The 23,027-nt window shown below is 29.9% G+C and carries 15 protein-coding genes; 2 read left to right on the forward strand and 13 right to left on the reverse strand.

Translation table 11 applies throughout. The features are described from left to right. Nucleotides 1–8: 8 nt before the first annotated feature. Nucleotides 9–533, forward strand: a complete 525-nt coding sequence (locus BXU01_RS19710) for a biopolymer transporter ExbD (RefSeq protein WP_083694874.1) — start codon at nucleotides 9–11, stop codon at nucleotides 531–533. A gap of 198 nt (nucleotides 534–731) precedes the next feature. On the opposite strand, the gene BXU01_RS19715 is transcribed toward BXU01_RS19710, so the two are convergent. From BXU01_RS19715 to BXU01_RS19735, 5 genes are all read right to left on the reverse strand, one after another. After that, entirely contained in the window at nucleotides 732–3,479 is a 2,748-nt protein-coding gene (locus BXU01_RS19715; RefSeq protein WP_083694875.1) for a leucine-rich repeat domain-containing protein, read from the reverse strand. Nucleotides 3,480–3,615: 136 nt separating this feature from the next. After that, nucleotides 3,616–6,204 carry a T9SS type A sorting domain-containing protein gene (locus BXU01_RS19720; RefSeq protein WP_083694876.1) on the reverse strand — a complete coding sequence of 863 codons (2,589 nt, stop codon included), beginning with the start codon at nucleotides 6,202–6,204 and terminating at the stop codon, nucleotides 3,616–3,618. A 138-nt stretch (nucleotides 6,205–6,342) separates the two neighbouring features. After that, nucleotides 6,343–10,023 carry a T9SS type A sorting domain-containing protein gene (locus BXU01_RS19725; RefSeq protein WP_255373804.1) on the reverse strand — a complete coding sequence of 1,227 codons (3,681 nt, stop codon included), beginning with the start codon at nucleotides 10,021–10,023 and terminating at the stop codon, nucleotides 6,343–6,345. 138 nt (nucleotides 10,024–10,161) lie between these two features. Further along, a complete protein-coding gene (rpsA, locus tag BXU01_RS19730; protein WP_041518144.1) occupies nucleotides 10,162–11,940 on the reverse strand; it encodes a 30S ribosomal protein S1 in 1,779 nt (592 codons plus the stop codon). Nucleotides 11,941–12,404: 464 nt separating this feature from the next. Next, nucleotides 12,405–13,241, reverse strand: a complete 837-nt coding sequence (locus tag BXU01_RS19735) for a hypothetical protein (protein WP_083694877.1) — start codon at nucleotides 13,239–13,241, stop codon at nucleotides 12,405–12,407. A 125-nt stretch (nucleotides 13,242–13,366) separates the two neighbouring features. Between BXU01_RS19735 and BXU01_RS19740 the strand changes: the two genes are divergently transcribed. Next, complete coding sequence (locus tag BXU01_RS19740; protein WP_083694908.1) at nucleotides 13,367–13,876, forward strand: hypothetical protein; 510 nt, start codon at nucleotides 13,367–13,369, stop codon at nucleotides 13,874–13,876. A 13-nt stretch (nucleotides 13,877–13,889) separates the two neighbouring features. On the opposite strand, the gene BXU01_RS19745 is transcribed toward BXU01_RS19740, so the two are convergent. The 8 genes from BXU01_RS19745 to BXU01_RS19780 form a co-directional block, all read right to left on the reverse strand. Then, entirely contained in the window at nucleotides 13,890–14,609 is a 720-nt protein-coding gene (locus BXU01_RS19745) for a hypothetical protein (RefSeq protein WP_083694878.1), read from the reverse strand. A 102-nt stretch (nucleotides 14,610–14,711) separates the two neighbouring features. Then, the gene (locus tag BXU01_RS19750) at nucleotides 14,712–16,088 is read right to left on the reverse strand and encodes a nucleoside permease (RefSeq protein WP_083694879.1); all 1,377 of its coding nucleotides are present in this window, start codon (nucleotides 16,086–16,088) and stop codon (nucleotides 14,712–14,714) included. Nucleotides 16,089–16,158: 70 nt separating this feature from the next. Beyond that, a complete protein-coding gene (gene cmk / locus BXU01_RS19755) occupies nucleotides 16,159–16,851 on the reverse strand; it encodes a (d)CMP kinase (RefSeq protein WP_083694880.1) in 693 nt (230 codons plus the stop codon). Nucleotides 16,852–16,887: 36 nt separating this feature from the next. After that, nucleotides 16,888–17,490, reverse strand: coding sequence for a murein L,D-transpeptidase catalytic domain-containing protein (locus BXU01_RS19760; RefSeq protein ID WP_083694881.1), 603 nt, complete (start codon nucleotides 17,488–17,490; stop codon nucleotides 16,888–16,890). Nucleotides 17,491–17,598: 108 nt separating this feature from the next. Then, nucleotides 17,599–18,201 (reverse strand): murein L,D-transpeptidase catalytic domain-containing protein, encoded by a 603-nt coding sequence (locus BXU01_RS19765; protein WP_083694882.1) that lies wholly within the window; start codon nucleotides 18,199–18,201, stop codon nucleotides 17,599–17,601. A 4-nt stretch (nucleotides 18,202–18,205) separates the two neighbouring features. Beyond that, nucleotides 18,206–19,225 carry a type IX secretion system protein PorQ gene (porQ, locus tag BXU01_RS19770; RefSeq protein ID WP_083694883.1) on the reverse strand — a complete coding sequence of 340 codons (1,020 nt, stop codon included), beginning with the start codon at nucleotides 19,223–19,225 and terminating at the stop codon, nucleotides 18,206–18,208. A gap of 218 nt (nucleotides 19,226–19,443) precedes the next feature. Continuing rightward, nucleotides 19,444–21,897: an endopeptidase La gene (gene lon / locus BXU01_RS19775; RefSeq protein ID WP_083694884.1), complete on the reverse strand. Its 2,454-nt coding sequence runs from the start codon at nucleotides 21,895–21,897 to the stop codon at nucleotides 19,444–19,446. A 257-nt stretch (nucleotides 21,898–22,154) separates the two neighbouring features. Beyond that, complete coding sequence (locus BXU01_RS19780) at nucleotides 22,155–22,913, reverse strand: hypothetical protein (protein ID WP_083694885.1); 759 nt, start codon at nucleotides 22,911–22,913, stop codon at nucleotides 22,155–22,157. Nucleotides 22,914–23,027: the final 114 nt, after the last annotated feature.

Consider the following 23,027-nt stretch of genomic DNA (forward strand, 5'->3'; position numbering starts at 1 on the left):
TTCAAACTATGGAAAATCTACCCAAAAAAGTCAGAAGCAAAAAGTTAAATACAAGAGTCGATTTAACCGCAATGGTAAGTGTTTCTTTCTTATTGATTATATTTTTTATGGTCACAATTGAATTAGCTAAACCGAAACTCATTGAGTATGACAGCGGGCAAGATAGAGGCTGTTGTGACTGTCAACCACGTCACTATGGGGAGAATAGATCTATAACCGTAATGTTAGGTGAGAATAATAAACTGATATATTACATAGGTCTTTTGAGTTCTCCTATTGTTTCTCCAAAAGAAATCAAATATGGAAAAGAGGGAATTCGTAGAGAATTACTGAAAAGAAAAAATAATTTGCTCGGATATTCTTCTAAAAATAGAAAACCTGAAAGTCTAATTGTAATTATAAAACCTAGTAAAAAATCTAATTACAAAAATTTAGTAGATATTTTGGATGAAATGGCAATTGCTGAAATTGGTACTTATGCAATCGTACCTGAATTTACTCCAGAAGAATCTAAATTACTAGCGTCTAAATAAATTTATAAAAAAAACTATCATCCCTAGCCCTGATGGAAGCGGCATCCTTTTTCTGGCTTCTTTAGACAGAAAAAGATACAGCGAACAGCAGGAAATAGCTCCTGAAACTCTAATAATGAATCTCAAATTAAATTAAACCAATCATAAAAAAGTCCCACAGCAATGTGGGACTTTTTTAGCTTTAAGAAAATCTAAGAATTATTTTTTGATAAACTTCATACTTGAACTTCCTTTATCAGATTTTACTTTTATAAAGTAATTACCAGATCTAAGTCTCGAAACATCAATATTAGATACTGATTTTGCATTAGGAACTGCAATTAACAATTGCCCTAAAATATCATAAATAGCTAACGATTGTATTTCTACATTACTTGAAGCATTAATATTTAAAATATCAGTCGCAGGATTTGGGTAAAGTGTAAAATAATTAGAAAACTCAAAATCAGACGTTTCTAATGTAGTTTCAAATTTTGAAGTAGCTTTATTGGTTAAAATCGGAAAATTATAATCAAAATAAATATTTGCCTCGTTTGCAAAAGTGTCCCCTACTTTTAATGTTGGTTTTGTTTTAATTTTAAAAGCTACATAACCATCATTATTGGCATCATCAAAAGGAAGATTGATATTCTCAAAAATGAATTCTACTTTGTTTCCATCTGAAATTTTAGTTACAAATGAATGACTTGAGCTTATTGGAATTAAAGTAGAAATATCAAACTTAGCTAAATCAATCATGTCTTTTACTACAATATTTCTTGCGCGAGAGGTTCCTGTGTTTTCAAAGCGGATCATATAATGCACATACTCGCCTATTAGATTTGGTGTTACAATTGTACCTTCCAGACAAGTTTTATCATTTGGATCATAAGAACCCACAACTGTTTGTTTTAATTCAAATAGATTATTTAATGGAGTCTCATCCAAACTTAGTGAAGAAATATTTGTACTAAATTTTAAAATATCTCCTATGTTGGCCGCAGGTTTATCTGTTGCTCTGTTTAAATATAAGGTAAAAGTAATATTACCGCTTTCAAAAGGTTTTAAATTATTAAAATCCCATTTTAATTCATTACCGGATTTATATATTAAATCTTTATCTGAAGAAACATAGTGCAAAACGGTGTCATCAAATTTAACTGTAATAAAACCAGACTGAGTTGTGTTTCCATTATTTTTATAAACAATATTATAGGTACTTTCAAAGCCCGGCTCAGCTGCTATTCCCGGAACTAAAATAATCTCTAAATCGCTGCGACTGTCAACAGCAGTAATACAAAAATTTTCTACACGCGGACTTGCATCGTTGGGAAAAGAAACCGTTATTTCTTTTGGTGATATATTAAAATATTCTGGATATTGCAGAACTGGTATTATTTTATAATTTCCTTGTTGAAGTTCAATAGAAGGAATTTTTGAGTTATTAGAAACCAGAACCCCAGTTTTTAAATTACTTGTTACATTATATTTTATATCATAAACCACTACATCATTTAAATCACATCCATTATTATTTTGATCAAATTTATTTAATGCCTGAATAGTGTAAAAATCCCCTCCTGGCGTAAAAGAACAATATGTATTTAAATTAACTTTAGGCATATTATTATTTGATAAATAATATTCTATCTGTTCTATATCAGTATCATCCGCGCAAATGTATTTTAAATTAGGATTGTTATAATAACTAAAACTGTCATATAAACCTAATCCTTCCTGTTTACCATTTTTTACAAATAAATAGACCAGATTATTATTATTACACGTAATTTGTGAAATCTTTTTAGCGCTATTAAAATCCAACGCCTCAATTTGATTGTAACTGCAATTTACCTCTAGAAGCTTTGGCAAATTTTCTAAATTTAATATTTTAATCTGATTATTAGAACAAGATAAAGTTTGAAGATTAGGCGAAGATTGAACATCAAGACTGGTAAATTTATTTATACCGCAATACAGGATTTCTAATTTTGACAAATTATTAGTTTCTAATGAACTAATTTTATTGGTTTCACAATTTAAAAATTTTAACTCGTTAAAAGCACTAATATCCAAATTACTGATATTATTATTGCCGCAACTTAACCATTCAAGTTTACTTGTATTGGTAACATCAAAATCAGTAATGTTATTATAAAAACATTCCAACCTTTTCAGATTTGGCAAATTTGATATCTTTATTGATGTTAATGTTCCCCATCTACTTAGAACATTCTCTAATTTTGGAAAACCATTCAAAGTTAGAGTTGTTAAATTAGTATAATCACATTCTAGAAATTGTAGATTATCTAATCCTTGTAAATTCAAATCAGTGATAGGATTATTACTGCAAACGAGATTATTGAGTTTACTTAGACCAGCAATACTTAATGAGGTAAATAAATTGTAACTACAATTTAGTGTTTTCAAATTAAATGAATCACTTACGTCAATATTGGTTAATCTACAACCAGTGCAATCAAGATTTTCAAGATTGGACAAAGTACTTAAATCTAGCGTCGTAAGCTTGCAGCCATATAGATCTAATATTTTAAGATTATTTAAACCACTTAAGTTAATAGACTTTAGTTGTTGGTTTCCCTCAATTGATAAAGTTTCCAGCTTATCTAATCCAGCTAAATCAAGTGTAGAAAGATTACCATATTCTAATGTTATTTTCTTTAAATTTTTAAAATATAAAATACCAGTTAATGAAGCTATTCTTTTAATGACTACATTTTCGTTTAAATAAAGTTCACTTATCTTTTCAGCTTCATTAATTTCAATTTCGCCATTGCCATTAGAATCAATTTTTATCTTATTGCCATTGAGATCTTTTGCAATATCTGAATAAAGTGCCGATGATAACAATTTATCTTTAAAATTAGTATCTGGAATACTAATTATTTGCGCATACAAACCATTAAAAAAGCTTAAAGCCAGAACCAAAAAGTAGATTTTCTTCATATAAGTAATTTTTCATGCAAAAATAACTTTTTAAGATAATAACACAACTTTATTTGTTAAATTTTCTTAAAATTAAAAATATAAAGCAAAAAAAGTCCCACTTTCAATGGGACTTTATATTAAATAAAACTAAAAGTTATTTCTTTATAAACTTCTTACTTGAATTTCCTTTGTCTGATTTTACTGTTATAAAATAATTACCAGTTCTGAGCTTTGATACATCAATGCTGGAAACCGTTTGCGCATTAGGAACTGCTATTACAACTTGACCTAAAATATCATAAATCATCAAAGATTGTATTGTTATGTCTTCTTTTGTATTGAAATTTAAAATATTACTTACAGGATTTGGATACAAAGTAAAATAATTAGAAAACTCGAAATCAGAGGTTTTTAATGTAGTTTCGAATTTTGAAGTAGCTTTATTGGTTAAAATTGGAAAATTATAATCAAAATAAATATTTGCCTCGTTTGCAAAAGTATCTCCTGCTTTTAATGTTGGATTTGTTTTTATTTTAAAAGCGATATACCCATCATTATTGGCATCATCAAAAGGAAGATTGATATTCTCGAAAATGAATTCTACTTTGTTTCCATCTGAAATTTTAGTTACAAATGAATGACTTGAGCTTGTTGGAACTAAAGTTGAAATATCAAACTTAGAAAAATCAATTAGATCTTTTACAACAACATTTTGAGCCTGATATGTTCCTGTATTTTCAAAACGAATGATATAATGAACATACTCGCCTATTAAATTTGACGTAATAACAGAACCTTCAAGACAAGTTTTATCATTTGGATCATAAGAACCTACAACGGTTTGATCAAAAGTAAATGTATTATCTGATGCATTTTCATCTGTATTTGTAGATGTTATGGTTGCGAGATACGACACAATATTTCCGATATTTAGCGCAGGAACTTCTGTTGGAGAATTTAATTTAAAGGTGACATTAATTTCTTTAGATTCAAAAGGTTTCAAGGATGTAAAATTCCATGACAAACTATTTGTTGTTTGAGTGGCAACAACCGGATTTGCAGTAATTAAATCTAAAACTGAATCATGAAAAGCTAGATTTACAACGCCAGATTGCGTTGTATTTCCTTTGTTTTTATAAATAATTTTGAAAACAGAATTAAATCCTGGTCTTCCCGGAACAATTTGCAAAATTGCAATCTCTAAATCAGAATGAACACCATTTGCTGTTATACAAAAATCCTGATTCACCGGACTTGCCTGTGTTGGAAAGGTAACACTTACATTCGATGGAAAAATATTAAAATACGCTGGATTTTCTAAAACCGGTGTTATTGTATGAGTACCGGCTGGAAAAAAAATAGAATGATTTCCGTTTGTATTCGATATAAAACTTGCAGTATTTGTACCGTCAGATAAGTTAAATTTTAAATTTGGCGAACTTGAATCTAAAACATCACACCCGTTATTATTAGCATCTACTTTGTTAATTCCCTGAAAAGTATAATAAGTACCAGCTGGTTTAAACGAACAATATGCATTTACATTACAATTGGTATAACCATATTTTGTAACTAATTGCTGCACTTGATCTATCTGACTTTCGTCAGCACAAACGTATTCAAGATTAGGGTTTTGTGAAAAGTCAAGTAGTTTTGTTTCATTACTTCCGTTTCTAATAAATAAAGTTGTAAGCTTATTTTGGTAACAACTAAATTGTTCAATATTTTTTAAATCACTTAAATCTAATGTTTTAAACTCGTTGTGATAACATTCTAAATTTGTTAGACTGGTTAAACCCGTTAAATTTATTGAGGCTAATTTATTATAACCGCATTTTATACTTTTAAGATTTGTTAACCCGTTTACGTTTAATTCTGTTAATTGATTATTAGTACAATTTAAGAAATCAAGACTTACTAAACCGGCTAAATTCAATGAAGGAATAAAATTTCCGTCACAATAAAGCTCATTTAATTTTACTAATCCATTCACGTTCAAGCCTGTTAATTGATTAGAATAGCAAAGTAAACTAACTAAATTAACTAAACCGCTCACATTTAAATTAGGTAATTTATTCATTTGACATGATAAACTCGTAATATTTGTTGATCCGGTAACGTTCAATGACGTTAATAAATTTCCGCCACAACCCAAACCTTTAAGATTTGGTAACCCACTCGCATCCAACGTTTGCAATTGATTGCTGTTGCATTGCAAATTTTTAAGACTAACTAATCCAGCTACATTTATTGAGGTTAGTTTGTTATTAGTACAAAAAAGATCTGTTAGATTTATTGCGCCAACTGTACTTAATGAAGTTAGATTCTTATTACCTGTAACGTAAAGTTCTTTTAGATTTGTCGATCCATCAAGTACTAATGTAGTAAGATTTGAATTGTCAATGTTAAAATAAGTATTACTTTGAATATTAGAATAATTTAGATAAGTAAGTTTCTTTAATAAATTAAAATCAATTCTGTTAAATATTGGATTGTTGCTACAATTTAAATACTCTAAATTGGTAAAATTTTCTAATCCGCTCAAAGAGCTAATGTTTGAATTGCTAAGATCTAAAAAAGGCACATTTAATGCTTCATTAATTTCAATTTCGAAATTTGAGTTTTTGTCAATATTCATAGATATCAACTTCATTTTAAGATTAATATCAGGAATGCTAATAACCTGAGCGCTTAAAACATTAAAAAAGAACAGAATAGGAACTAAAAAGTAGATTTTCTTCATATGGATTAATTTTACTACAAAAATAACTTTTTAAGAGAATAATACAACTTTTTTTGTTAAATTTTGTTAAAACTAAAACTATAAAGCATAAAAAAGTCCCAGAGTAATTGGGACTTTCTTTTTAAATGAAACTAAAGGCTATTTCTTGATAAACTTTATACTTGAACTTCCTTTATCTGATTTTACTTTTATAAAATAATTACCAGTTCTAAGCTTTGATACATCAATGCTGGAAACCGTTTGCGCATTAGGAACTGCAATAACAACTTGTCCCAAAATGTCATAAATATTCAACGATTTTATCTCTATATCTTTTGTCGCATTGATATTTAAAATATCACTTGTAGGATTTGGATACAAAATGAAATAATTAGAAAACTCAAAATCCTGCGTTCCTAATGTAGTTTCAAATTTTGAAGTAGCTTTATTGGTTAAAATTGGAAAATTATAATCAAAATAAATATTTGCTTCGTTTTCAAACGTATCTCCCACTTTTAATGTTGGTTTTGTCTTGATTTTAAAAGCTATATAACCATCATTATTTGCATCATCAAAAGGAAGATTGATATTCTCAAAAATGAATTCTACTTTATTTCCTTCTGATATTTTAATTACAAAGGGATGGCTTGAACTGGTTGGAATTAAACTTGAAATATCAAATTTAGATAAATCAATCATGTCTTTTACAACGATGTTTTGTGCAGCATAGGTTCCTGTATTCTCAAAGCGGATCATGTAATGAACATACTCGCCTATTAAACTCGGCGTGATAACAGTTCCTTCCAGACAAGTTTTATCGTTTGGATCATAAGAACCAACAACAGTTTGATTTAAAGTAAATGTATTATCAATTGGAGTTTCGTCTGTTACAGCGCCTGCTATTGTTGTTTTAAATTTTAATATATCCCCAATATTTAATGCTGGTCTTTCTATTGGAGAATTTGCATTTACAGTAAATTTAATTTCGCGAGTTTCATATGGCAATAAATTAACAAAATTCCAAGATAAATTATTAAAGGAATTAGTCACCGGTATTGGTTTTGCTGTAACGAAATCTAAAACAGCATCATCAAAACTTAAATTAACTGAGCCAGATTGCGTAGTATTTCCTTTATTTTTATAGATAATTTTATATGTAGCATTAAAACCCGGTCTCGCAGGATCTAATGGTAATAAAACAACTTCTAAATCTGGATGAACACCGTTTGCAGTAATACAAAAATCTTGAGTAAATGGACTGGATTCTGTTGGAAAAGTAACTTTAGTAGTTGTTGGATAAACATTAAAATACGCCGGGTTTTCTAGTATTGGAGTAACATCATAAGATCCCGATTTAACATAATAATTGTAATCACCATTTTCATCAGATGCAGAACTGTTTGTTATAGTCTGATTTGCAATATTAACTTTCATATTTTGAAATTTAATATCTCCATTGTCACATCCATTATTATTTAAATCTAATCTATTATTTCCTTTAATTGCATAAAACTTACCTCCTGGTTTAAATGTACAATACGAATTAACATTACAATCTTTCATATTTGCTGATAAAAGTTGTGACTGTATAGCTGCGATTTGAGATTCGTCAGCACAAATGTATTTTAAATTGGGATTTGGAGTAATATAAAGTCGGTCTTCATCTATTCCATTTTTTATCATTAATGATGACAATTGGTTTGCTGAACAGTCAAGATGCGTTAATTCGGTTAAATTGCTAAGATCCAAAGATGTTAGACTATTTGAAGAACAAATAAGTCGTTGAATTTTTGTTAAACCACTTATATTTAATGAAGTTAAACCATTTCCCTGACATTGTATATAAGCTAATTTTGATAAATTACTAACATTAAGTAATTTAATCTTATTAAAATAACAATCTAATACTCCCACATTTACAAAATACTCAATTCCAAGTAAAGAAGAAATATTACTTTCATTTAAAGTCAAAGAATAAACATTAAATGCTTCGCTTAATTGTATTTCTTTGTCATTATTGGCATCAATTTTAAAATAAGAACCAGATAAATTCCTTGCCACATAATTTTGATTAGTTGCAGATAATAATTTTGCTTTAAAAATTGGATCTGGAATATTAATAATTGCATCACTGCAAGCACCTACGCAGCTACAACTAGAATCTAATAAAACATTATTTAAACCACTTAAATCTATGCTTTTTTGAATAACATTAAAATCTATAATATCTGCACAAATATGTTTAAGATTTAAATTTCCAATTATGTTTAATGCTATCAAATCCTGATTAGGATTATTATTTTTAATAAAAATATCAGTTAAAATATTATTATATCCACAATTTAATTCTTTTAGATTAGGTAAATAGGAAACATCTACTTTTGAAAGCTTTGCACTTTGACATTCAAGTTTTTGTAAATTATTTAATCCCGTTAAATCAAAAATTGATATTGGATTTGCAGAAAAATTAAGCGTTTGCAAATTTACAAATGGTAAAAAATTAAAAGCGGTAATTTTATTTCCGGAAAAATTTAAATCAATTAAATTTGTTGTAGATCCAGTGTTTAAATAAGTTATATTATTATTACTGCATTTAATGGATTTTATGTTTGTACCGTTTAATAAATCCAAAGATGTAATAGCATTGTTTGAGCAATCAATAGTTAATAAATTAGAGGCGTTTTTCATTTGAAAAACAGATAAATATTGATTTATATTACATTTAACACTGCTAAGATTTGTAAGTCCATTTGCATACAAACCGAACAAATTATGATTATTATTAATATTTAAAGTCTTTAAGTTAACTAAATTATCTATTTTTAATGTTGAAAGACTACTGTTCCATTCTACAGTCAAATCTTCTAAATTAACCAAACTGGTTAAATCTATTGTTTCTCCAATTTGTGTACTAACAATAGTTAAACTTTTTAGGTTGGTAAAATACTTAATTGTATTAATTGACTTCACATTTGAAGCTATGCTCATTTTAGTTACTTGTAATGCTTCAGAAAATTGAATTTCACCATCAAAGTTTAAATCAATAGTTGTATTACTTAAAATAGAATTTTTAAAATTTTCATCATCAAAACATATGGTTCCTGCTGCACATGGAGGTAAAGCACAAGAATTTACTACTGTAACATTAGAAATTCCATATTCTGCTAATTTATTTTGAATTAATGAAATATCACTTTGGTATGCACAAATAGAGTTTAAATTTAAATTATTATTAAACTCCAGAGAACTAAAAACGTTATATAGACGATTTAAAAATAAAGTTGAAATGTTATTATTTGAGCAGTTTAAATTAGTTAATGCGTTTGTATCTGAAAAATATAGTGTAGTCAAATTATTATAACTACAATTAACGTTAGCAATATTATTGGTATTATCTCTTTTTATAAAATTCAATTGATTATTAGAACAATCAAGAGTTGATAAAGAAGTCAGATAAGTTAAAAGCAAAGATTTTAATTGTGAATTATTATTTATTTTTAAAATCTTTAATGAACCAAAATAGGAAAGGCTTATTTTAGTTAAAGAAGTATTTTTAATACTCAAGTTTTTCAATCCTGAAAAAAAATTAGAATCAAAACCTTCTAAAGAGCTAATATTTCCATCCAAATATAGATTGTTAATTACACTAGCTTCATTATAATCAATCTCATTATCATTATTTGTATCAGCATCACTATCGGCTATACCATCATTATTATTGTCGACACAATTTGTAGAAATCAAAATATTTTTTAAAACTGCATCAGGAAAATTAATAACCTGCGCACTCAAAACGTTAACAAAGCATAAAGCTGTAACTAAAAAGTAAAGTTTCTTCATATATCATATTTTTATACAAAAATAACTTTTTAACAGAATAACACAACTTTATTTGTTAAAACATCTTAAAACAAAAAATATAAACTAAAAAAAAGTCCCACATTGCTGTAGGACTTTCTATTTAGAGGAAACTAAAAATTATTTTTTCTCAGTTTTTTCCATTTTAGCTTTCAATGCAGCTAATACATCATTGTTATCTCCTAAAGTTGCAGCTGGTGCATTTGTAGAAGAGTTAGATGAAGTATTTTCAGTTGCAGCTTTCACGTTTTTCTCTTCTTCTTCACGGAAGATAGCAGTGTGAGAAGCAACTACTCTTTTGAATTCTTTGTTAAATTCGATTACTTTGAAATCAGCAGTATCGCCTTTTTTCAATTTCTTTCCGTCTTCTTTTTCAAGGTGACGAGTAGGAATGAAAGCAACGATATCATCTCCGAATTCTACAGTAGCTCCTTTGTCAACGATTTCAGAAATTTCACCATTGTGGATAGTTCCTACAGCGAAAGAGTCTTCGTATTGATCCCAAGGATTAGCAGTAGTTTGTTTGTGACCTAAAGATAATTTACGTCCTTCAACATCTAATTCTAATACAACTACATCAAGTTTCTCACCAACATTTACAAATTCAGATGGGTGTTTGATTTTCTTAGTCCAAGAAAGGTCAGAAATGTAGATTAATCCATCAATTCCTTCTTCTAATTCTACGAAAATACCAAAGTTTGTAAAGTTTCTAACGATACCTGTATGTTTAGAACCTACTGGGTATTTAGAAGTGATATCAGTCCATGGATCTTGAGTCAATTGTTTGATACCTAATGACATTTTACGGTCATCTCTATCTAAAGTTAAGATAACAGCTTCAACAACATCTCCAACTTTTACGAAATCCTGAGCAGAACGTAAATGAGTAGACCATGACATTTCAGAAACGTGGATTAAACCTTCAACACCTTCTGCAACTTCGATAAATGCACCGTAATCAGCGATTACAACTACTTTACCTTTTACTTTATCACCAATTGTTAAATTAGCATCTAAAGCATCCCATGGGTGAGCGTTTAATTGTTTCAATCCTAATTGAATTCTTGTTTTCTCATCATCGAAATCAAGGATTACAACGTTTAATTTTTGGTCTAATTCAAGAACTTCACTTGGGTGGTTGATTCTGCTCCAAGAAAGGTCAGTAATGTGAATTAATCCATCAACACCACCTAAGTCAATGAACACACCATAAGAAGTAATGTTTTTAACAACACCTTCTAATACTTGTCCTTTTTGTAATTGACCGATGATTTCTTTTTTCTGTACTTCGATATCAGCTTCGATAAGCGCTTTATGAGATACAACAACGTTTTTGAATTCGTGGTTAATTTTTACCACTTTGAATTCCATCATTTTGTTTACATATACATCGTAGTCTCTAATTGGCTTAACGTCAATTTGAGATCCAGGTAAGAAAGCTTCAATTCCGAAAACGTCAACGATCATACCACCTTTAGTTCTGCATTTTACAAAACCATTAACGATTTCTCCTGTTTCGTTTGCAGAAATAACTCTATCCCATGATTTAATAGTACGTGCTTTTCTGTGAGATAATACTAATTGACCTGTTTTGTCCTCACGGATGTCGATTAATACTTCTACTTTGTCACCTACTTTTAAGTTTGGGTTGTAACGGAACTCGTTTAAAGAAATAACACCTTCAGATTTAGCATTGATATCAACGATAACGTCTCTATCTGTAATTCTAACAACAACTCCTTCAACTACTTCTTCTTGATCTGTAGCGATGAAAGTTTTAGATACTAGTTCTTCAAACTCTTGTAAGTTTTTCTCATCAACTGCATCAATTCCTTCTTGGAAGTTATGCCAGTTAAAATTTGCTAAAAACTCTTCTTGTGATTTTAATTGTTCAGACATGCTGATAAAAAATTTGTATTCTGTTTTTCTTGAGTTTCTTAATGCGATAGAAAAAACAGAAGTTGTTTTACATAAATAGTTGATACCTAATGGAAACTCTTCTCTGCCAAAAGGTTTGCAAAATTAATACATTTTTTTGTAATAGCAAAACAATTCTAAATGATTATCAGCTAATTGCTCAGGAGTAGCAAATTTAAGGTTTTCAAGACCTGAAGTCCCGCTTTCTCTACTATTTTTTATCCTCAGCGGCGGACATAAAAGGATAACCGCTCTATCGGGGCTAGATTAGAAATTTTATCATTTTCAACAACCCTATCTGTCAGGCTGAGCGAAGTCGAAGCTCTTTTTACTATACGGAGCTATCTTTTATTTAAGTCTGAAACTTCGACGAAGATTAATCCGTAATCAGAGCAAACCCGACAGGTTTTAAAAACCTGTCGGGTTTAACCATTCATTTCTAATCTTTAAAATTCTATTACACTTCTAAGTTTTACAAACAAATCATGAATCATTTTCTGAATGTTTTCCTTCTCAAAAGGTGTTGAACTATCGTAAAACAAAAACAAAATAAACAACATCAACAATACATAAAACAGCACTAAAAGCAGATCAGAAAATACTGATTTGGGATAAAAAGTATAATCCTTAATATTGATTGAGTTTGCAATAAAAATCCAGGGATTTATGGTAAGATCAGGTCTGTAATGCGCTAGCCCCAATAAAAATCCCCGAATCAAATCTGCTCGATTAATATAAATACCACCAAAAAGATGACTCGAAGTAAAATATTCACTATGAATAATTTCCTTTTCATTTACTATAACTCTCCAAAAAAGCTTCGTTACACTACCTCCATCAGACTTGGCTCCTCTTGAATTATAGCTCAAACAATCAATATCAAATTTTGCGATATAAATTCCTTTTTGTTTTCCTAAAGGTCTTTCAGTAAATTGACTCCAGAGTAATTCATTGACAACAGTATTATTAAACCGATTATAATAATGAACTCCTTTTTCATCTATGATAGTAGTGGTATATCGTTTTCTTCTTTCATAGACTACCTTATATATAAAAAAGCCAATTGCAGCGGCAATTGATACTACCAAAACAATTAAACCTAAAACCTCTTTTCCGGACATTAAAGGCTCTGTAAATAATTCTGCTATTAAATAAATCATCAGACCAACTCCTACTAATGCCAGTACTAGAACAAAAATACCAGTTGTAAATCCCCAAAATATATTAGAAATTGAACGAACAGTGCGAAACGGAGGAAGAGAATTCTTATATTGAGATAACATATTGCAGTTTTATAGGCAAATGTACAATCTTTAAATTGTAAACAAAAACCTATAAAAAATATCAGTTCATAAATATAAATGTAAATTTATAAGAAACTTTAATCGCATATTTTAATTTTATGGCTATGAGACTTGACGAAATAAAACTAAAAATAGACACTTTCCATAAAAACGGACAAGTTATCAATGCTGTTTATTGGTTATTAAAAAAGTATAATCTCAAAAATACTAATTTAAAAGGATTTGAGTTTAGAGAAAATGCTAAACCGGATTTTATCCTCATGACAACTGAAGGAGATTTTGGCAAACCTCAAATTATACGTATACCTAAAAACACTTTCGAGTTTCCGCTAGAATTAATGCTTGTTTTAATTGCTCACGAAATGGTTCACGTTAATCAAAAAACAATAAAACCTTATGTCTTAGATAAAAACGAGCGAGAATGGCAGGGTTATTTCGAAATGAACTTTCATATTCAGTTTCCGCAAATTCCTGAAATATCCAACTTTCATAAAAAATTCTTCGCTAATAAAGGTCTTGAATATTACAAACGAATGGGAGAAGGCTCTGAGCTTCAACAAAAATATGCAGAACAAAAAAGACAAGTAGAAGATTTGATTACGTCTTTAAAATAAGTGTTATAAATCATCAATTTACAAAATAATAAATCAATCCTAAAACAACAATACAAAACACAGCAGACATAATTCTAACCCGTTTTTGTTGACGATAATCAATACTATAGTTCTCCGGATTGATATAATGATTTGTAAAAATGATGGGGTCAACAGTAATATCAGGTCTATAATGAGCAACACCTAATAAAAATGTCCTAATCAACTCTAATCTATTTACATAAAACATTACAAAAAAATGCCTTCCTAAAAAAGCATCATTATGAACTGTTACCTTATTATCAATTAAAACAGGCCAATAAAACTGATCAAAAAGTGACTTCATTGGCATTTGCGAACTAACATCAAATTTTGGAACTTCAAAAACATATTCAAGCTTTTCTCTTTTAGCAAAACTATTCCAGGGCAATTCTTTGACAATTTTGTTATTGAATTTATTCAAATACCGAATTCCTTTTTCGTCAATTACAGTTGTAGTATATATTTTTTTTCTTGAATAAATTAACAATACAACTATACCAGCTAAAGCAATAAAAAAAATCAAAAACAAAAAAACGTAAGCTATTACATCTAGCCCAATTTCTTCATGGGAGCTAAAAAGTAAAAAGACAATTCCTGCAACGAAAAAAAGGACAAAACACACCCAAAATAAACCAAAGACAAAATTCAGCCATAATATTGGTTTTGAACTGACAGCCTTAAAAGGTGGAATTGATTTTTGTTGATTTTGCATAGTATTACCTAAAGATGAATAATCAAATATACATATAAACAGAAAAAGAAAAACCCGCTTTCAATAAATAGAAAGCGGGTTTTAAATATAATTTGTAAAATCTTAATGACTCAAATTTTCTATTTCCTTAGGATCATGTTTGTGCTTGAACAAAACTGCAAAAGCAATTGCTATAACCAAAGCATAAGCTGCAAAAGACAACCAGATCGTATGCCAGTCTTTCATTAAAATTGGATTTGTAAAAATTCCATCTGTAGAAATTGAATTTCCCTGACCTTTTACAAAATCTAACATTTTAGAATTCGTAGCGTCTGTTTGCAAAAATCCAGCTAATTCAGTTGTATTATGAAATGATTTTGTAAAGAAACGATCAATTGCCCAACCTGAAGTTAAGCTTCCTAAAACTGCTCCTACTCCATTTGTCATCATCATAAATAAACCTTGTGCTGATGAACGTATTTTAGAATCGGTGTTGCTTTCTACAAATAATGAACCTGAGATATTAAAGAAGTCAAATGCCATTCCATAAACGATACAAGACAAAATAATCATCCATAATCCTCCAACAGGATCTCCAAAAGCAAATAATCCGAAACGTAATACCCAAGCCAACATACTAATCAACATAACTTGTTTGATTCCAAAACGTCTTAAGAAAAACGGAATAGCCAAAATAAACAAGGTTTCAGATACCTGAGAAATCGACATAATAATAGTCGAATATTTGATTACGAAAGAATCTGCATATTTAGGAAAATGCTTAAATTCATCTAAGAATACATCTCCATAAGCATTTGTTAATTGTAATGCACCTCCTAAAAACATAGAAAACACAAAAAACAAAGCCATTTTATAATTTCCAAATAATTTAAAAGCCTCTAATCCTAAAGTTTCAACTAACGAAGCATCTTCTTTAGTTAAACGCTGTGGCTCACATTTTGGTAATGTAAAAGCATAAATTCCAAGAATTAAGGCTCCAACTCCGGCAATATAAAATTGATATTCAGTTGCTTTACTTCCGCTTAAATTAGTAATCCACATCGCGGCGATAAAACCAATAGTTCCCCAAACACGAATAGGCGGAAAATCTTTTACTATATTTTTGTTATTCAGTTTTAATGAAGTATACGAAATTGAATTACTTAGTGCAATTGTTGGCATATAACAACACATTGCTGCAAACATTACGTATATAAAATTATCCGGTGTAGTTACCTGTGCAATACCAAATAAAACGACTGCATAAAATATATGTAACAAACCATATAATTTTTCAGCATTTACCCATCTGTCAGCAATGATTCCTGTTAGAGTCGGCATGAATAAAGAAGCAATTCCCATAGTTCCGAAAACAAGACCAAATTGGGTTCCTTCCCAATTTTTTGTTCCAAACCAATAATTTCCAATTGTTATAAGCCAGGCTCCCCAAACAAAAAATTGAAGAAAGCTCATTATAATCAACCTGTTTTTAATTCCCATATGATGAAATTGTCTTTAAAATAATAAATGAAGCGGTAAAACTACCATTAAAATAAATATCTACAAAAATTTAATTCGTTTTTACAACATCATTTATTAATTCTAAAACAGCTGAGAACTGTTCTTCTCTGCTTAAATAAGAATTATCTATTTCAATTGCGTCATCTGCAATCACTAAAGGAGAATCTTCACGGTGTGTATCTATGTAATCTCTTTCGACAACATTTTTCAAAACTTCTTCATAAGATACATCGTCACCTTTTTGCTGCAGTTCGTCAAAACGTCTTTGAGCACGTGTTTCTGCACTGGCTGTCATAAAAACTTTAAGTTCTGCGTTAGGAAAAACAACCGTTCCTATATCTCTGCCATCCATAACAATAGCTTTGTTTTTCCCCATTTCCTGTTGTTGTTCAACCAACTTAGAACGAACTTCAGAAACTTCTGCTACTTTACTTACAAAGTTAGAAACTTCAATAGTTCTAATTTGTTTTTCGACGTTTTCACCATTTAAATACATTTCGGCAAAACCCAGATCAGCGTTAAATTTAAATTCTAACTGAATATTTGGCAAAGCCTCAATTAGTGCTTTTTTATCAAAAAAATCAGCTTTTATAAGCTGATTTTGCATTGCAAAATAGGCAACTGCACGATACATTGCTCCGGTGTCTACATAAACATAATGCAGCTCTTTTGCTAATTGTTTTGCTAAAGTGCTTTTTCCTGTTGATGAGAACCCATCAATTGCAATGGTGATTTTTTTCAATTTTTTATATTTTAAAGTTTAATACAATTAAGGTTTTTAATAATAAATACTCATAACAATATTTGATTTTGAGCTATCTATTATTGCAGCCATTCGGTCAAAATATCTTTTATTAACCATAGGGCAGCCGTAACTATTGCAAATATAGTTATCCTGTTCTTTATATGGAACATCAAAATAATAATGAAATACAATATCGCGAATAAAGGCATTACTATTAGTTGTATCTAATCCGTACAACTTATAAGCTTTTCCAAACTTACCTATATAATAGTTTCCAATTGAATATTTTCCCAGTGAAGTACTTAATGAATTTGGGACATTACTAAATTTTAGCCTCCCTTTTATTTTAGTCTCAGACCCAGAGCCATGCGCAACTAATCCTCTATCAATAATCTTATTTAGCTTTAAATCATAAACAAAAAAACGATTTTGACCCGAAGGTATTTTCATATCAATAAAAAAAGCAATTCTACTATTGTATTTTGAATTGCTATTTATCAATTTTTTTACTGCATTGATTTGTGCGATATCAATACTCTTATCATTTTTTGATAAAAAAGTATTCGTACTAAAAATAATTTTATACCCAAAAAGAACAACTAGCATTAAAAGAAAAACAAAAAAGATCTTCTTCATACTAATATAAAGGATTAAAAAAGTAATTTAAAATTAAAGACAAAATAAGAATAACCATTGATACCAAATCAATAGAATTAAATAAAAAGCTGTATTCAATAAAGGATTCTAATAATAAATATCCAGGATAATATTTGATTTTGAAGTATCAATATATTTTTCTATTCTCTTAAAAAATTGCTCGTTAACCATTGGACATCCATGACTATTACTAATATAATAATCTTGTTCATCATAAGGAACTGCTGAATAGTAATGTAAAACGATAGCTCTTGATAAAGCATTGTTATTGGTTTCATCTAAACCGCTTAATCTATACGCTTTTCCAAATCCGCCTTTATAGCATTTACCTATAGCATATCTTCCTAATGCCGTGCAATTAGAGTTTGGAGTGTTACTAAATTTCAAGCTTCCCTTAACTCCAGTTTCAGATCCGGAACCGTGTGCCACTAATCCCTGATCTAATATTTTATTGTTTACTAAGTCATAAACAAAAAAACGATTTTTACCCGAAGGTATTCTCATGTCAACAAAAAAAGCAATTTTAGTATTGTATTTAGGATCAATACTAATCATGTTTCTTATTTCGGTTACTCTAGTATTTATCCTTTCTATTTCTAGACTGGTAATAGTAGTTTCATTTTTGTAATAGTGTTTTGAACCCGTTAAAACACCTAAAGTCATAAACAACAATAAACTAAATATTTTCATATAATTATTGAAAATTTAAAATTAGACCAAAAAGACTTGTATTAGCTGCCAATGTATATCTCGAATACGAATAATTAAACTTTAACTTATTTATTTTTAAACCAAATCCTAATGAAATTCCTGAAAAATTACGTTGTTCATCAATCCTTAATTCTTCAGCTCTTCTAAAATTATATCCTAAACGCAAATTAAATGCTTTCTGTGGAAAAAGTTCTACTCCAAAAATAACATGCCTCAAAGCATTATTTACGAATGAAACTTTTTCCTCACTTGTTGACCCATCAATATTGGTTTCGCTACGAACGGGGTTCGAAAAAGAAATATTCCATTGTTGCAAATTATCTAAAGTAAGATGCCAACGAATAGGTACATGTTCTAATTCCTGCGAAACACCGGCAATGATTTCAAAGGGCAAATTCTCTTGTATTCCTGAATAAGTAGTAAATTGTGTACCAATATTTCTAAATACCAGGGCCAAATTTACATTATTTTTTTCAATTTCATACATAATTCCCACATCAATTGCACCACCTATAGAATTATAACTTTCTAAAGTTGAAGTTATTAACTTCGCATTTGCTCCTACATGTATATCTGTATAAGGAATATTATAAGCATAACCTAATGATAATGCGCCTTCACTCCCTGTAAAATTTGACGTTGCCTGACCGTTTTCATCATAACCTTCAAAGGATCCGTAGTTTACATAACTTACTCCTGCATAAAAAGTTTGCACGTGCCTGTCGTATGTATAGGCGTAAGAAGCTGTACCATAAGACGCTTCTCCGTAGTAACTACCATAATTCATTGCCAGGTGGTTGTCCATATCTTCATTTAATGCTGCAGGATTCGACATCACTTGATTGACATCTTCATCATAAATTGTTATCGTTTTCCCTCCTAACGCTGCCTGCCTTGGTGAAGTCGTTAAATTAAGAAACTGATAGGTGTAACGTCCTCCAACTTGTCCGAAAGAAATCGAACAAACTAATATAAAAAAAAGTAAAACAAATCGTTTTAACATGCTTTCGGGGCGATTCCTATATGGGAATAACGCAAATACAAATATAAAATTATATAACTTATAAAATAATTTTATTAACTATTTGAAAACCAACAATTATACCAAATTTTAAAGGTCAAAATCCTAAAAAAACAATTTAAATTAAATTAAAAATTCCAAATTCTCATCTTAAATCTAAGATTAGAATTTGGAATTTAAATATGAGAACTTAATTAAGTTTATTTAAGGACTTTTGCATTTTTAGCATTTTGATCAGTCAAAGCCAAAGCAAGAACTTCGCTCATTTCTTTCACATAATGAAAAGTCAAACCTTCTAAATATTCAGCTTTGATTTCATCAATATCACTTTTATTTTCATGACATAAAATAATCTCTTTAATATTGGCTCTTTTTGCTGCTAAGATTTTTTCTTTTATACCTCCAACTGGTAAAACTTTTCCACGAAGTGTAATTTCACCTGTCATAGCCAGGCTTTTCTTAACTTTCTTTTGAGTTAATAAAGAAACTAATGAGGTCAGCATTGCAATACCGGCACTTGGCCCGTCTTTTGGCGTTGCTCCTTCAGGAACGTGTAAATGAATGTTATATTTTTGAAATAACTCGACACTAAGTCCTAACTTTTTAGCATTTGCCTTAATGTATTCTAAAGCAATTGTAGCTGATTCCTTCATTACATTACCTAAATTTCCAGTAATGGTCAACGAACCTTTTCCTTCAGATATTAAGGATTCAATAAATAATATATCACCACCAACACTTGTCCAGGCTAAACCTGTAACAACCCCTGCAACATCATTATTTTCATATTTATCGCGTTCTAATCTTGGTACACCTAAAACTTTGACAATATCTTCGTCAGTTACTTTTTTGTTATACTCCTCTTCCATCGCAACTGATTTTGCAGCGTTACGAATTACCTGAGCAATTTTAGTTTCTAAATTACGAACACCGGATTCTCGTGTATATCCTTCTACGATTTTCTCTAATTGTTTTTTACCAATTGTCAAATCTTTGGCTGTTAAACCATGCGCTTCTAATTGTTTTGGAAAAAGATGTCTTTTTGCAATTTCTACTTTTTCTTCAATCGTATATCCTGACATTTTAATCACTTCCATTCTGTCACGCAAAGCTGGCTGGATTGTAGACATATTATTAGATGTAGCAATAAACATCACTTTAGACAAATCATATCCCATCTCGAGGAAATTATCATAAAAAGCATTGTTTTGCTCCGGATCTAAAACTTCTAATAACGCAGAAGACGGATCTCCGCTATTTCCGCTTGAAAGTTTATCAATTTCATCCAGAATAAAAACTGGATTTGATGTTCCGGCTTTCTTTAAACTCTGGATAATTCTTCCCGGCATTGCACCAATATATGTTTTTCTATGTCCGCGAATCTCTGCTTCGTCGCGTAAACCACCTAGCGAAATACGCACGTATTCACGACCTAAAGCTTCAGCAACTGAGCGTCCAATTGATGTTTTACCAACTCCCGGAGGTCCTGTCAAACATATAATTGGTGATTTCATATCGTTACGAAGTTTTAAAACAGCCAAGTGTTCAATCATTCTTTTCTTAACTTCTTCAAGTCCAAAATGATCTTTATCTAATATTTTCTGAGCGTGTTTTAAATCGAATTTATCTTTTGAATATTCGCCCCATGGCAATTCTAAAAACAATTCTAAATAGTTACGCTGAATTCCAAAATCAGGTGATTGGGGGTTCATTCTGCGCATTTTAGACAATTCTTTTTCGAAATGTTTTTGCGTTTTTTCGTCCCATTTTTTGGTTTTCGCTTTCAGCCCCATTTCGTCCATTTCTTCCTCTTGCGAAACGCCTCCCAATTCTTCCTGAATGGTTTTCATTTGCTGGTGAAGAAAATACTCGCGTTGTTGCTGGTCTAAATCAAAACGAACTTTTGACTGAATGTCATTTTTTAATTCTAATTTTTGCAGCTCAACGTTCATATAACGTAAGGTTTCAAGAGCTCTTTCCTTTAATCCGTTTATAGATAAAAGACCTTGTTTCTCTTTTACCGATAAATTCATATTAGAAGAAACAAAATTGATCAAAAACGATTGACTTTCAATATTTTTAATCGCAAAAGTAGCCTCTGAAGGAATATTTGGACTTTCTTTAATAATCTGAATAGCCAATTCTTTTACAGAATCTAAAATAGCTGTAAATTCTGTATCATTTTCTTCCGGACGTTCTTCTGAAACTTCTTTAATCGTTGCCGTAATATAAGGTTCTTCTGAAACGACTTCGTCTATTTCGAAACGTTTTTTTCCCTGTAAAATAACGGTAACGTTTCCGTCAGGCATTTTTAAAACACGTAGAATTCTTGCAACCGTTCCTATTTTATGAATATCATCTTTTGATGGATCTTCGTCTTCTTCATTAATTTGAGAAACTACTCCAATGATTTTTCCGCCGGCATTAGCGTCGTTTATTAATTTAATCGATTTATCTCTTCCTGCAGAAATTGGAATAACTACTCCGGGAAATAAAACCGTATTGCGTAAAGGTAAAATTGGTAACGAAAGCGGAAGCTCTTCATTGTTCATTTCCTCTTCGTCTTCTGGAGTTAATAATGGAATCAATTCTGCTTCTGAATCAAATTCTTGAAGTGACAGATTGTCAATTGTGAGTATTTTATGGTTTGACATAATAGTATATAAGTCGTTTTGTCATTAATTTTTTAATCCTAAATGCAAATTTACCCAAACGCTCTGTAGTTTTTAGTACAAATTCATTAAGTGTTTGGTTTACATGATAGGCCGTAAAAATAGACAATCATTATGCCAAAACCAAAAAAGAAAGTTTTCAAATGTTACTTTTGGTATTTTAAATTATCAAACAACATTAATTATAAAGAATAAGAAAACCCGAAATCACTTTCGGATTTTCTTTGATCAATTATTTTTTACTTTTTAACATCATACGTTTTTAAGGAACTTACAATTCCATTGGCTGTAAATTTTATAACGCCAACATCTTTTGCTATCCAATATTCAGCATCAGTGGTTGTCGCTAGCTGACCTAATATTTTTGCTTCCTGATGGAATTTAAATTTTATAACATCATTATAAGTACTTGTTCCTATAGTAACTGAAGAACCTTTTTCTAAAATAGTTCCTGTATAACTTATATTCATGGTTACAGATGGCAAACCTGCAATATTAAAAGAAGTTGTTTGTATAAAGTTCCCTGTCCAGGTTTTATCTATTTCTAAATAGTCTTTAAAGAAAATAAATTCATAGCCTGACATCTTCCCGGACATGCCTTCTCCATAATCTACCGTTAGCTCATCAATTTTAATAAAATAATCGCCTTTTACTTTTTTTAACCAAACTGATCCTGTACCTGAAATTCCATCTCCTATTCCGGAAAATTGATTAAATTTATAATAATCACCTTGTTTTGAAATCATTTTCATTGAAACTTCAGATCCATTCTCATCTAAAATCCATTGATTTCCAACAGCTGATGGCCAATAATCACTCGTGTTTTCTATTATATTGCCATCCCCGGAACCACCATCATTCCCTCCAATACCATCATTACCTCCAATACCGTTATTAATACCATTATAATCCCCACCATCCTCAAAATCTTTCGTGCAAGATGTAAAAGACTGACCTAGAACAAAAAACAAAAGAAATAAAACATTAATTTTTTTCATATTATCAATTTTAATCTGCAAATATAGACTTAATAAATTGAAATAAAAATCTTACATAAAATAAAGAGTAATTGATTTTAGAATTTAGCATTGTGCGATTTTTAAAGTTATTGT

It is taken from the genome of [Flexibacter] sp. ATCC 35103, assembly GCF_001975985.1.
GTDB lineage: Bacteria > Bacteroidota > Bacteroidia > Flavobacteriales > Flavobacteriaceae > Flavobacterium.

Excerpts from the sequence above, each read along its gene's own strand:
- lon (WP_083694884.1), bottom strand. The coding sequence starts at position 21,897 with ATGTCAAACCATAAAATACTCACAATTGACAATCTGTCACTTCAAGAA.
- BXU01_RS19715 (WP_083694875.1), bottom strand. The coding sequence starts at position 3,479 with ATGAAGAAAATCTACTTTTTGGTTCTGGCTTTAAGCTTTTTTAATGGT.
- BXU01_RS19765 (WP_083694882.1), bottom strand. The coding sequence starts at position 18,201 with ATGAAAATATTTAGTTTATTGTTGTTTATGACTTTAGGTGTTTTAACG.
- rpsA (WP_041518144.1), bottom strand. The coding sequence starts at position 11,940 with ATGTCTGAACAATTAAAATCACAAGAAGAGTTTTTAGCAAATTTTAAC.
- BXU01_RS19740 (WP_083694908.1), top strand. The coding sequence starts at position 13,367 with ATGAGACTTGACGAAATAAAACTAAAAATAGACACTTTCCATAAAAAC.
- BXU01_RS19720 (WP_083694876.1), bottom strand. The coding sequence starts at position 6,204 with ATGAAGAAAATCTACTTTTTAGTTCCTATTCTGTTCTTTTTTAATGTT.
- BXU01_RS19725 (WP_255373804.1), bottom strand. The coding sequence starts at position 10,023 with ATGAAGAAACTTTACTTTTTAGTTACAGCTTTATGCTTTGTTAACGTT.
- BXU01_RS19735 (WP_083694877.1), bottom strand. The coding sequence starts at position 13,241 with ATGTTATCTCAATATAAGAATTCTCTTCCTCCGTTTCGCACTGTTCGT.
- BXU01_RS19760 (WP_083694881.1), bottom strand. The coding sequence starts at position 17,490 with ATGAAGAAGATCTTTTTTGTTTTTCTTTTAATGCTAGTTGTTCTTTTT.
- porQ (WP_083694883.1), bottom strand. The coding sequence starts at position 19,225 with ATGTTAAAACGATTTGTTTTACTTTTTTTTATATTAGTTTGTTCGATT.
- BXU01_RS19780 (WP_083694885.1), bottom strand. The coding sequence starts at position 22,913 with ATGAAAAAAATTAATGTTTTATTTCTTTTGTTTTTTGTTCTAGGTCAG.
- BXU01_RS19750 (WP_083694879.1), bottom strand. The coding sequence starts at position 16,088 with ATGGGAATTAAAAACAGGTTGATTATAATGAGCTTTCTTCAATTTTTT.
- BXU01_RS19745 (WP_083694878.1), bottom strand. The coding sequence starts at position 14,609 with ATGCAAAATCAACAAAAATCAATTCCACCTTTTAAGGCTGTCAGTTCA.
- BXU01_RS19710 (WP_083694874.1), top strand. The coding sequence starts at position 9 with ATGGAAAATCTACCCAAAAAAGTCAGAAGCAAAAAGTTAAATACAAGA.